General features: G+C 72.4%; 6 protein-coding genes. All 6 read right to left on the bottom strand.

Features of this window, described 5'->3' with window-relative positions; translation table 11 throughout:
* Positions 1 to 99 precede the first annotated feature (99 nt).
* The 6 genes from ABT053_RS27620 to ABT053_RS27645 all read right to left on the bottom strand — a co-directional run bounded on the left by ABT053_RS27620 (position 100) and on the right by ABT053_RS27645 (position 12,176).
* Positions 100 to 5,757, bottom strand: a complete 5,658-nt coding sequence (locus tag ABT053_RS27620; protein ID WP_350972651.1) for a non-ribosomal peptide synthetase/MFS transporter — start codon at positions 5,755 to 5,757, stop codon at positions 100 to 102.
* On the bottom strand, positions 5,754 to 7,007 hold the full coding sequence (locus ABT053_RS27625; protein WP_350972652.1) for a 2-oxo acid dehydrogenase subunit E2: 1,254 nt from the start codon (positions 7,005 to 7,007) through the stop codon (positions 5,754 to 5,756). Before ABT053_RS27625 ends, ABT053_RS27620 begins: the two co-directional genes overlap by 4 nt.
* Positions 7,000 to 7,983 carry an alpha-ketoacid dehydrogenase subunit beta gene (locus ABT053_RS27630; RefSeq protein WP_350972654.1) on the bottom strand — a complete coding sequence of 328 codons (984 nt, stop codon included), beginning with the start codon at positions 7,981 to 7,983 and terminating at the stop codon, positions 7,000 to 7,002. Before ABT053_RS27630 ends, ABT053_RS27625 begins: the two co-directional genes overlap by 8 nt.
* The gene (locus ABT053_RS27635) at positions 7,974 to 8,897 is read right to left on the bottom strand and encodes a thiamine pyrophosphate-dependent dehydrogenase E1 component subunit alpha (protein WP_350972656.1); all 924 of its coding nucleotides are present in this window, start codon (positions 8,895 to 8,897) and stop codon (positions 7,974 to 7,976) included. The genes ABT053_RS27630 and ABT053_RS27635 overlap by 10 nt, the downstream gene beginning before the upstream one ends.
* Positions 8,890 to 10,575 carry a condensation domain-containing protein gene (locus ABT053_RS27640; RefSeq protein WP_350972657.1) on the bottom strand — a complete coding sequence of 562 codons (1,686 nt, stop codon included), beginning with the start codon at positions 10,573 to 10,575 and terminating at the stop codon, positions 8,890 to 8,892. Before ABT053_RS27640 ends, ABT053_RS27635 begins: the two co-directional genes overlap by 8 nt.
* A gap of 137 nt (positions 10,576 to 10,712) precedes the next feature.
* Positions 10,713 to 12,176 carry a class I adenylate-forming enzyme family protein gene (locus tag ABT053_RS27645; RefSeq protein ID WP_350972658.1) on the bottom strand — a complete coding sequence of 488 codons (1,464 nt, stop codon included), beginning with the start codon at positions 12,174 to 12,176 and terminating at the stop codon, positions 10,713 to 10,715.
* Positions 12,177 to 12,494: the final 318 nt, after the last annotated feature.

Here is a 12,494-nt window from a genome sequence, read left to right on the forward strand (position 1 = left end):
TGGATCGCCGTCCCCGGCCCGGAGCCCGTCCGGAGCCCGTCCGGGGGTCCGCCGGTCAGGGCGGGGTCACCCCCGGATCGGGGTCACCTCGGATCGGGATCACCCCCGGATCGGGGTCACCTCGGCGACCGGCTCGGCGTCCTCGCGTTCCTGACGCCGAAGTTCCTGGCGTCGCTGGATGGCCTGGAAACCGACCAGGTCGTCCGGGAGCGCGTCGGGGACGTCCTCGTCGAACCTGGACAGCGTGCGGGTCCGCATCGCGACCAGCGCCGTGACCGCGATGGCGAGGGCGAACAGCACGTACATCAGGCCGACGCCCCGGCCCTCGCCGGTGCCGAGCACGAGGCCGACCGTGTCGGCGAGCGGCCCCCCGGGGACCAGCAGCGGTTCGAACAGCGTGCTGCCGTACGGGGCGACCAGCCCGAAGCCGATCGGCAGGGTGGACCAGGCGATGAGCGTGTTGAGCGCGATGACGCGGCCGTGGAAGCGCTGCGGCACCTTGACCTGGATGATCGTGGCGTAGACGCCGTTGAGCACGGTGAGCCAGAACGACATCCCGAAGGCGCCGACCGCGATCAGGACGAGGTTCTGCTGCAGGCCGGTGACCAGGCAGAAGAGGCCGAGGACGAGGGTGGAGAGCATCACGCCGCGCAGCCTCCGGCGGCGCGGGCCTCCCCAGACGGTCATGGTCAGGCCGCCGAGGAAGACCCCGAGGCCGCCGAAGAAGGAGATCCGGCCGACGTCCTCCAGGGTGGCGAAGCCCAGGACCAGCGGCGAGATGAGCAGGAACAGCGGGGACAGGAAGATGTTCAGCACCGCGAAGAAGAACAGCATGCCGCGGAAGCCCCGGTTGCCCCAGGAGAACTTCCAGCCCTCGACCATCTCGGCGACCAGCGACTCCCTGCGCTTCCACGCCATGGTGCCCGGGAAGCGGACGAAGAGCAGCACCCCGATCGCGAAGACGTACGAGACGACGTCCAGGACGAGGATGCCCTCCAGCCCGATCAGGGACATCAGGCCGACCGCGACCAGCGGGACGACCAGCTGGGCGGTGCCGGTCACCATCTGGACCACGCCGTTGGCGTGGCCGAGGAAGCGCTTGGGGACCAGCTGCGGGATCGCGGAGTTGTAGGCGAGGCGCTGGAAGGTGAGCGCGACCGACAGCAGCACCAGGAGCGGGTAGATGTGCCAGATCTCCAGGTTGCCGGTCCACAGCAGGACGCCCAGCGCCAGCTGGGTGCCGAACGCGCCGGCGTCCCCGGCGAGCATGACCTTGCGCCGGTCGTAGCGGTCGACGAGGGCACCGGCCAACGGGGACACCAGCATGCCGGGGACCAGCGCGAGGACGGAGAACAGGGCGAACCTGGCGAGCGAGTCGGTGGTGATGTAGATCCACAGCGGGATGGCGAACTCGGTCAGCGACGACCCGATGATCGAGACGAGCTGCCCGGCCGCCACGGCGGCGAACCGCTTCATGCTCGGCGGAGGGCCGGAGCGCGCCGGGGGGTCCGTCGCGACCGGGTGTCCCGTCCCGGGTGGCGCGCCGCCCGTGCCTGCGAGAACGGGCTCCCCCGTGCCCGTACCGGCGAGAGCGGACACCCCCGTGCCGGGAAGGGCGGACGCGCCCGTGCCGGGAGAGGCCGGGTCCAGGCCGGGAAGAGGTCCCGCGCCGGTGAGCGCGGGGGCCGTCGTCGCCGGGGCGACCTCCGCGGCGGCGTCCTGGGTGGACTGGGTGGAGACGCCGCCGAGCCACCAGGTGGACCGGTCGGTACGGGCCAGCTTCGCCGTGTCGCCGGAGGCGATGGCCCGGTGGGTGCCGGTGACGATGGCGGCGAGCTCTTCCGCCCGATATTTCAGGAAAAAGTGTCCGGCCTCGTCGAGGACGACCACGGCCGTGGAGTCGCTCAGGAGATGCCACTCGCGGTAGCGCTCCTGGTAGAACTCGGTGGCCGGGTCGCGCTCGCCCGCCACCGAGATGATCGGCGCCCTGAGCGGCTCGACCCCCTCCTCGAAGAGGCGGGTGAAGTAGCGTTCCGCCTCCCGGGTGCCCTTGCGCCGGTTGTCGATCACCAGCTTGAGCTGGTCGTGCTCCAGGTCCTCCACGTCCAGGCCCGCGGCCCGCAGGGCGTTGGCCCAGACCTGGTCGCTGCGGAGGCGGTCGGTCAGGTTCGACAGCTTGGCCAGCACCGAGGTGGGCCGCGCGAAGGGGAAGACGCCGCCGAAGTAGATCGCCTCGATCGGACGGCCCGCCGCCTCCAGGCGCCGGGCGATCTCCACGATCAGCATGACGCCGAGCCCGCAGTGCCCGTACAGCGCGATCGGGCCGCGGACCTCCTTGAGGATCTCCGCCACGCAGCCCTCCGCGACCTCCCCCACCGGCCGGGTCTCCTCGATCAGCCCCATCTCCTGGCCGGGGACGGCGACCGCGTGCAGCGCCCAGTTCTGCGGCAGCCTGTCGGCCAGCGGCTGGTAGATGGCCGCGCTGCCACCGCCGTACGGCACGCAGACCAGCGTCGAGGTGGCCGCGCGGGCCGGGGTGAGCCGGTGCAGGAGCATCCGCGGGCCGTCGTCGGCCGTCTCGGCGAGCCGCGCGAGCTCGCGGACGGTCCGGTGCTTGAACAGGTCCAGGATCGTGACCTGGCGCCCGCCTTCGGGAATGGCTTTCCGAAGGCGGGCGACCACCTGCGCGGCGAGCAGCGAATGACCACCCAGGTCGAAGAAGTCGTCCAGCACGCCGACCTGGACCAGTCCGAGCACCTTCGCCCACACCGCCGCGATCGCCTCTTCGAGGGGCGTCTCGGGCGGGACGAATCCGGCTTCCTGGTCGGGTCGCGCCTCGTCGGGTTCGGGCAGCCTGGCCCGGTCGACCTTGCCGTGCGACTTCAGGGGCAGTTCGTCCAGCCAGACGAACCGCCCGGGGATCATGTACTCGGGGAGCCGCTCAGCGAGCCGCGCCCGCAGCTCGCTGACGCTGCTCTGCTCTCCGCCGACCTCGGCGACCACGTACGCGACCAGCCGGTCCTCGCGCAGGTCGACGACGGCGTGCGCGATTCCCGGCTCGTCGGCGAGCACGGACTCGATCTCCGACAGCTCCACCCGGTAGCCCCTGACCTTGACCTGCAGGTCGCGGCGGCCGAGGAAGCACAGGTCGCCGGAGGGCAGCCAGCGGCCGAGGTCGCCGGTCCGGTACATGCGGGCGCCGGGCCCGCCGTACGGGTCGGGCAGGAACCTCTCGGCCGTCAGGCCGGGGCGTCCGAGGTACCCGCGGGCGAGCCGGTCGCCGCCGAGGTAGATCTCGCCGGTCATGCCGGGCGGGACCAGCCTCAGGTGCTCGTCGAGCACGTAGACCCCGGCGCCGGGCAGCGGCCTGCCGATCGGCAGGTTCAGCGCCCGCTCGTGCTCGCCGGTGACGGCGTGGGTGGAGATGCCGACCGTGGCCTCGGTGGGGCCGTAGTGGTTCACCACCGTGGTGTGCGCGGTCAGCTCGCGCGCCCAGCTCCACCGGGAGGCCTCGCCGCCGAGGACGAGCAGCTCGCGCGGGAGCAGCTCGGCGGGGTCGTCGACCGCGGCGAGCAGCGAGGCGAGGTGGGAGGGGGTCATCTTCAGGTAGTCGGTGCCGCTCAGCAGCCCGGCGAGCTCCTCGGCGGGGGCCTGGGGGTCGGCCAGGTGCAGCTCCCCTCCGGTCATGAGCGACAGGTAGAAGATCGTCACCCCGAAGTCGAACGAGAGCGACTGCAGCAGCGTGTAGACCTTGCCCGGCTCGACCCCGAAGCGCTCCCTGACCCCGGCGAGGTAGTTGAGCACCTGCCGGTGCTGCACCCCGACGCCCTTCGGCCGCCCGGTGGTGCCCGAGGTGTAGATCACGTACGCGAGGTGGCCGGGCGAGACCTCCGGGGGCTCGAACCCGGTCTCGTCCAGCGCCTCGGAGTCCAGGCGGATCACCGAGGCGTCGGGAACGCCGGGGACCAGCTCGCGCAGCGCGGAGGTGGTGAGGACGGCGACGGCCCCCGCGTCGGCGAGCATGTACGCCAGCCGGTCGCGGGGCTGCTTGGGGTCGAGGGGCACGTAGGCGCCACCGGCCTTCAGCACGCCGATGACGGCCGCCGCCAGGTCGGTGGACTGGTCGAGGAAGACGCCCACCCTGGTGTCGGGGCCCACGCCGTGCCGGTTCCGCAGCAGGGCGGCGATCCTGGTGGAACGGTCGTCGAGCTCGGCGTACGTCAGCGAGCCACCGCCCGCCGTCCCCGAGGCGGGCGGGGCCTCGTGGACCACGGCCGTCGCGCCGGGGGTGAGCGCGGCCTGCGCGGTGACGAGGTCGTGCAGCAGGTCGTGCCCGGACGGCCGCAGGGCGGGTCCGGAGCCGAAGCCCAGGACCAGGTCCCGCTCCTCGCCGGAGAGCAGCGACAGCTCCCCCACCCGCGTGTCCGGGTCCGCCACGATCGAGCGCAGCAGCGTCTCGAAGCGCGCCGCCAGCAGCTCCACGGTCTCCGGGTCGAACAGGGCGGTGCTGTAGGCGATGTGGCCGACCAGTCCGCCGTCCGGGCTCTCGAACAGGTAGAGGCCGAGGTCGAACCGGGTGGTCCTGGCCGGGAGCGTGAGGTAGGAGACGCGCCCGTCCTCCTCGCCCGCCTTGAAGTTCTGCAGCGCGAACGTGACCTGCGCGAGCGGCGACCGGCTCACGTCGCGGACCACGTTCAGCTCGCTGACCAGCTGGTCGAACGGGAGCTCCTGGTGCGCGTACGCGTCCAGCGCGGTCTCGCGCGTCCGGGCCAGGAAGGTGGTGAACGACGGGTCGTCGGCGAGGTCGGCGCGCAGGACCAGGGTGTTGACGAACATGCCGACCACCCCGTCCAGTTCGGGCAGCCCGCGCCCGGCGACCGGGGAGCCGACCGCGAAGTCCGTCTGCCCCGAGTAGCGGGCCAGCAGCACCTGGAAGGCGGCGAGCAGCGTCATGTACGGCGTGGCACCGGCCGCGGCGCCCAGCTCGGCGAGCCGCCGGGTGAGGTCGGCGTCCACCCGGACGTCGAGGGCGGCCCCCTCGTGGCGCTGCTCGGCGGGGCGCGGCCGGTCGGCGGGCAGCTCGATGGCGGGCAGCCCGGCGAGCCGGTCGCGCCAGTGGTCGATCTCGCGGCGGTGGTCGCGGCCCCGCTGCCAGAGGGCGTAGTCGCCGTAGCCGACCCGCGGGGGCGGCGGGGTGGCGCCGTCGTGCAGGGCGAGCAGCTCGCGGATGAGCAGGTCGCTGGACCAGCCGTCGATGACGGTGTGGTGGGCGGCGATGAGGAGGACGTGGTCGCCGGGCGCGATCCTGACCAGGACGGTACGCAGGAGCGGGCCGTGTTCCAGGTCGAACGGGACGGCGAGGTCGGCGTCGAGCAGCTCGATCGCGGCGTCCACGTCGTCCGCCTCGGCGACGCGCAGCGCGGCGGGCCCCGGCTCGTCGATGACCAGCTCGGGGGTGCCGTCGTCGGTGGTGAGGAACCGCGTCCGCAGCGCCTCGTGGCGCGCGACGATCTCGTCCAGCGCCCGGCGCAGCGCGTCGGCGTCCAGGTCCCCGCGCAGGCGCACCGCGACGGGGACGGTGTAGGTGGTGGTGCCCGGCCGGTACTGCTCCAGGAACCACAGGCGTTCCTGGGCGTGGGACAGGGGCGGGACGGTTCCGGGGGCGCGGCGGGCGACGGCGGCCCGCGCCTCTCCCCGGTTCTTCAGCCGCTTGGCGAGAAGCGCCTTCTTGGCGTCCGACAGCGTTGTCTCGGTCACGCGTGCAACTCCATCCGGAGGGCCGCGAGGAAGAGCGCGGCGTCCCGTCCGTTGATCAGCCGATGGTCGTAGGCGAGGCCGATGTTGGCGACGGTCCTCGCGGTCACCGCGCCGTCCTCGGCGAGGAACAGCTCGGGCTGCGGCGAGGTGATCGCGAGGGCGCAGACCGTGCCGGGGAAGATGAGGGGGATCGCGAGGACGACGTCGGCGTCGGTGTGCAGGGTGACGGCGATGTTGGCGCCGGTGAGGTCCTTCTCGCGGAAGTCGCCCTCGGTGGCGGCGAGCCGGTAGCGCATGAGCGCGTCGGCGATGGCCTTGAGCGAGCCGGTGTCGTGGACGACCGGCACGTACAGGCCCTCGCCCATGTCGAACGTGACGCCCACGCGCGGGGCGTCGGCCGGACGCGCCAGGTCCCCGTCGAGCGAGGCGAAGAACAGCGGGAACGCGGGGTGCAGCGCGGCCACGGCCTGGACGAACAGCTCCGCCAGCCCGACCGGCCTGCGCACCTCCCTGCTCAGCCCCCTGGCCCGCTCCAGCAGCGGGCCCACCTCGAATTTCACGACGGTGTACGCGGCGGGGATGGTGCCGTGCGAGGTGGTGACGGCGCGCGCGACGGCCCGCTGCACCCGCGAGAGGCGCCGCGCGCCCGTGTCCGCGACCGGTCGCGGCACGTCTTCGAGAACGTCTCCCGGCACGCCTTCCTGCGCGTCCTGCCGCGTGGTGTTCTCCTGTACGCCTTCGAGCACGTCGTCGCCCACGCCGGAGGCCGTCCGTCCGGTACGGCGGGCGACCACGGCCTCCACGTCGGCCCTGCGGATGACGGTCAGCCCCAGGGACGCGACCTCGGCGTGGGAGACGCCGAGCTCCTCCATGGCCGCGCGGGCGGGAGCGGTGACGACCGGCTCGGCCGCCGTCGCGTCCTCCTGCCCCGCCGCGTCCCCGGAGGTCACGGTCTCGGACGCGACCTCGGGCGCGGCGTCGGACACCGGGTCGGACGGCGAGGCGGGCGGCGGGGCCGCCTCGGGGGTGACGCGGGCGAGGAGCGCGCCGGGAGCGATCCAGGAGTTGAGGGCGGCGGCGTGGTGCAGGTAGCCGGTCTCCTCCGCCTCCAGCTCGTCGGCCGCCTTGGAGGTCTCCAGGACGGCGATCGGCTCCCCGGCGATGACGGGCTTGCCGTTCCCCACCAGCCATTCGACGATCTGGTACTCGGTGTCGTTGTTGTTGAGCTTGGGGACGTGGATGTCAGCCACGCAGAGCCTCCCGTACGGCGTGGTGGATCGTGGACTCCCCGACCAGGACCTCGTTCTCCAGGTGCGCGGCGGTGGGGATCACGGAGGCCCGTGAGTGGACGAGGCGGACGGGTCCGCGCAGGCGGCCCCAGAGGCGGGCGTGCAGCAGGTGGGCGACCTCGCTGCCCCAGGTGCCCCCGGCGGTGCTCTCCTCCGCGACCAGGACGACGTCCCCGAGGTGGGGCAGGAGCGCGTCGGCGTCCAGCGGGTAGAGCCGGGAGGGGACGAGCAGCCGGACCGCGATCTCCTCCTCCATCATCAGGGAGCGCATCGCGCCCAGCACCCGGTGGGCCATCCCGCCCGGGGCGATGACCACGCAGTCGGGACGGTCGCCCGCGTCGCGGACGTCCACCACGGCCAGGTCACCGTCGCGGCGCATCAGGAACAGCGGGTCCACCCGCTCCATCTGCCGGGTGTAGAGGACCTTGTCCTCGAAGAACACGCACGGCTCGCCCCGCTCCAGCATCGCCGCGAACGCCGCGCGGTTGTCGTGGAAGGGGGACATCTCGTACAGCGACAGCCCCGGCATGCCGACGAAGTGCTTCTGCAGGCTCTGGCTGTGCGTGGGACCGTAGCCCCGGCCGCCGCCGGTCGGGCAGCGCACCACCATCCGCAGCGGGAGCCGCCTGCCGTACATCGACACCGACTTGCTCGCGAAGTTGCACAGCTGGTCGAAGGCGAGCGCCACGAAGTCGCCGAACATGATCTCGGCCACGGCCGTGTTGCCGGTGAGCGCCAGCCCCGCCGCGACGCCGGTCAGCGCGCCCTCGCTGATCGGGGTGCCGATCACGCGGTCGGGGAAGCGGGTGGACAGCCCCTTGGTGACCTTGAAGGCGCCGCCGTACGGGTCGAGGATGTCCTCGCCGAGCACGTAGGCGGTGGGGTCGTCGTCCAGCAGCCCGTGCAGGGCGGCGTTGAGGTTCTCCGCTACGCGCACGGTCCCTCCCATCGGGAGAGCGGGCGCGCGGCCACCTCGTCGGCGACGGCCTCGACCTCGGCCCTGACGACGCCGTCGAGCCGGTAGAAGTGCTCGGGGTGGTCGTGGGCGTAGCGGGCGTACCAGTCGTTGTCCCTGGCCGCCCGTACGACCTCGGCCGGGCGGATGTCGTCGCCCTTGCTGTGCGGCCCGAGGCGGTGGGTGACGAACTCGACCACCAGCGGCTGTCCCTCGCGCACCCGCGCGATCTCGCGTTCCAGCGAGAGGCGGATCTCGTTGACGTCGGTGGAGAGGACGAGCCGGTGCGGGATGCCGAAGGCCGCCGCCCGGTCGGCCACCGTACCGGCCATCTGCGCGGCGGTCGGGGTGGACTGGGCGATGCCGTTGTTCTCCACGACGACGAGCAGCGGGAGCCTCCACAGCGCGGCGAGGTTCAGGGCCTCGTAGACCGCGCCCTCGCCCCAGGTGCCGTCGCCGATGTGCACGCAGGCCAGGGTGCCGGGCTCGGAGCGCTTGAGGTGCAGCGCGACACCGGCGGCGACCGGCATGCTCTCGCCCTGCACGCCGGTGGACATGTAGCGGTCGCGGTGGATGTGCTGGCTGCCGCCGACACCCCCGCAGACCGCGCCCTCCCTGCCCATGATCTCGGCGAGCAGGCCGTGCGGGTCGCGGAACCTGGCCAGGTAGTGGCCGTGTCCCCGGTGGTTGCTGAAGACGTGGTCGGCCGGGCCGAGCAGGGATCGCAGCGCGACCGGGACGTACTCCTGGCCCAGGCAGGTGTGCGTGGTGCCGTTGAGGTCGCCCCTGCCGTACAGCTCCAGGAGCTTGAGCTCGAAGTGCCTGATCTGGAGCAGGAGCTCCAGGTCGTCGTCGGTGAGGGGGGACAGACGGAGCCCGTCGAGGGTCTCAGTCATCGCCGAGGGAGTCCACGATCCCGGCGATCGTCGGGTTGTCGAAGAAGGCGTCCAGGGAGACCTCGATGTCCAGGCGCTTGCGCATGCGGGCGATGATCTGCGTGATGGTGAGGGAGTGGCCACCCAGATCGAAGATGTCGTCGTCATCGGCGATCGGCGAGATGCCCAGTACTTCCTCCCAGATCTCGCGCACCTGGTCGGTCAGCGTGGTGACGGAACCCATCTCGTTCTCCAGAATTTCGTGCAGTGACAGGTCGGGGTGGTGGGTGGCGCGTTCCAGGAGGAGACGCAGGTCGTCGGCGACCCGTCCGGCGTCGGGCACCGTCTCGGGGTCGTGGCGCAGGCTGATCTCCAGCCCGCCGGGGCCGTCCACGCACTGCAGGTGCAGCGCGCCGCGTACCGCGTGGTTGAAGACGGTCCACTCCACCGACGCGTCGAGCCCGGCGAACACCGGGTCGGCGTCGCGGCGGGTGCGGTAGCTGACGGAGACGGGGACCAGCGCGGCGTGCGGCCGGAGGCGGGGCATCGCCCGGGAGAGCGGCACCTGGCGGAACCGGTAGACCTCCCGCAGCTCGGCGCGCAGCGCTCCGGCGAACTCGCGGAAGGTCGCCTCCGGGGACGGGCTGGAGGCGACCGGGAGCTCGTTGACGAACAGGCCGATGTGCCCGGCGGCCTCGGGGGGCCGGGTGGACAGGTCGACGGCGGTGGTCACCTCGGTGTTGCCGTAGCCGAGGAGCAGGGTGTGCAACGCGGCGAGCAGCACCTCGAACCGGGTCAGGGCGGGGGCCTGCGTGCCCGGAGGGGACGCCGGCGGCCGACCGGACGCGGAAGCGGGTGCCGGCAACGAGCCGGACGCGGGTTCGGACGACAGGCCGGGCGCGGACGAGGGCTCCGAGGACGGGACGGACGCGGCTTCCGAGGGCGGGACGGACGGCGAGCGGGGCGGGATCGACGGGTCCACGGCGAACCGGAGCACCCGGCCCTCGCCCGCCCGCCGGGACCGCAGCGCGTGCCCGAGGACGACGGTCTCGCCCGGGTCGCGCCAGCGGGGCTTCCAGAACTCCCGCGCGCCGGGAAGCAGCGCGGCCACCCGGTCGCGCTCGGCCCGGCCGTGGTCGATCCCGGGCAGCGGGGGCGGCGGCTCGCCGTTGTGGAAGGCGGCCAGGTCGCGCACCAGGATGTCCTTCGACTGGCCGTCGAAGACCAGGTGGTGGGCGACGAAGAGGAGCAGGTGCCGTCCGGGGCCGACCGCGAACAGGGTGAACCTGGCCAGCGGGCCCTTCTCCAGGTCGAACGGGCGCAGGATCTCCTCGCGCACGGCCTCCTGCACGGCCTCTTGCACGGCCCGCCCGTACCGCTCTTTACTCTCGCCGCTCTTGTCGTTCTCGCCGTCGTCAACGTCGTCACCGTCGCCACTGGAGGGGATCGACGTCTCGCGTACCGGGACCTGGGCGCCGGGGACGAGCCGCAGCTCGTTGTCCACCTCCGCCACCACGCTGCCGAGCATCGGGTGCCGGGCGGCCACCGCCGCGCAGGCCGCCAGGAGCGCGCCGGTGTCCAGGTCGCCGCGCAGGTGGACGAGGATCGGCATGTGGTACGCGGCGCCCCCGCCTACGGTCTGCTCGGTCACCCACATCCCCTGCTGGGTGAACGTGACCTCCGGCAGGCCCGCGGACACGGACTCCGGCCCGGACCCGCTTTCCGGTGACGGTCCGGGGGTGAGCAGAGACGCGTTCTCCGGTGACGGCTCAGAGGTGAGCCGGTGTGCGTTCTCCGCTGACGGCCCGGAGGCCTTCTCGGGCGTGACCCGGTCCATCACGCGTCCTCCATCGTCCGGCGCAGGGCCTTCTTGTCGACCTTGCCCCCGGCGTTGCGCGGCAGGGCGTCGACCGCGAGGACGTGCGCGGGCAGCTCGTGCGGGGCGAGGCGGTCCTTGAGGAAGATCCGCAGGTCCTCGGGCGCGAGGGGTTCCCTGGTGGCGAGGGCCACGGTGACGACGGTGCCGAGCACGGGGTGCGGCACCCCGAACGCGGCGGCCTCGATCACCGCCGGGTGCTGGTAGACGACCTCCTCGACGTGGATCGTGGAGACCTTGAAGGCCCCGGACTTCACCACGTCGCTCTCGCGGTCGACGAGGTAGAGGTAGCCGTCGGCGTCGATGTAGCCGAGGTCGCCCATCCTTACCCAGCCGTCGCGGAAGGTCCCGCTGTCGGGGTCGCCGTAGTAGGCGCGCGGCGCGGCGGGGGACCGCATCCAGACCTCCCCGGTCTCCCCCGGCGCGAGCGGCTCCCCCTCCGCGGTGGCGATCCTGACCCGCCCCCCGGCGATGGCCCGGCCGACGCTTCCCGGCCGGTCCGGGTCGAACATCATGACCGTCTGGGCCGGGGCGGCCTCGGTCGAGGTGTAGTAGTTGGTGATCGTCGCGTTGGGGAAGGCCGTGGTCAGCGCCTGGGCGACGGCCGAGGGCAGCGGCGCGGCGGCCGAGCCGAGCAGCAGCACGCTGGACAGGTCGTGCCGTTCCGCCACCTTCGCGTTGACCAGCTCGATGGCCATCGCGGGGACCAGGAAGACCGTCCCGGCGCGGTAGGACTCGATCAGCGAGGCGAAGCGGGCCGGGGTGAAGCGCGGCAGCGTCACGACGGCCGGCTGGGCGTCGAGCGCGTTGATCAGCATCGCCTGCCCGGCGTTGGTCCCGATCGGGAAGGCGTGGACGAGATGCCGGGAGTGCGCGAACGGGCGGCGCTTCGCCCCGCAGCCGTAGGCCAGATTGGCATGGGTCGCCGAGACGCCCTTGGGACGGCCGGTCGTGCCGGAGGTGTAGAGGATCTGGGCCAGGTCCCCGAGTTCCGCGGGCTCCGGAGGCGCGATGTCGCCCTTCTCGTAGGACGTTTCGGCGTCCAGACCGTCGACCGTGGCGCTCCAGCCGATCTCCGGCACGGCGAGACCCGCGGCGTGGACGACGCCGGTCGCCCGGCAGTTCTCCAGCATGAAGCGCAGGTCATCGAGGGTGAGGCGGTCGGAGAGCGGTACGGCCACCGCTCCGGCCGCCAGGACCCCGCAGAACGCCACGGCGTAGTCGGCCCAGTCCGCTGCCCCGAACACCAGGCCCACCCGGTCGCCCCGGCCGACACCGCGTGTGACCAGGGCGTTCGCGAGCGCGGTGGACCGCTCGTGCCACTGGCGGTAGGTGAGCTGGGCCGAGCCGTGCACGATCAGCGCGACCCCGTCGGGGTCGGTGAGGGCCCGGTCTCCGAGCAGCTGGGGGACGGTCAGGTTCACCAAGTGAACCTCCCACTAAAGATCGGATGTATCTGCCCTCGGTGTGTGCGAGCACCCGGGGCACTACAGGAAAGAATCTTTACTATTTAAAGTCGAGCGTCAGTCTTACATGATCGTAAGGGGTGCGCAAGACTTTGGGGAGAGGTTCGCAGAGGCAACAAAACCCACGCGAAAGTGACCCTTGCGCCCTAAGGGCGAAGGTGTAACACTGACGACCGCAGAACTAACTGAAAGGTTTCTTTCCAGAAAGAGACCCTTCCCGATGCCCGCCCAACTGGTCAAATCTGCACAGAGCGGGCCTTTTGCGTACTAACCTCC

Origin of the sequence: Streptosporangium sp. NPDC002524, from assembly GCF_040295985.1 — a bacterium.
Lineage (GTDB): Bacteria > Actinomycetota > Actinomycetes > Streptosporangiales > Streptosporangiaceae > Streptosporangium.

What these genes read in the sequence shown, in the direction of transcription:
- ABT053_RS27635 (WP_350972656.1), bottom strand. Translation starts at nt 8,897, where the DNA reads ATGACTGAGACCCTCGACGGGCTCCGTCTGTCCCCCCTCACCGACGAC.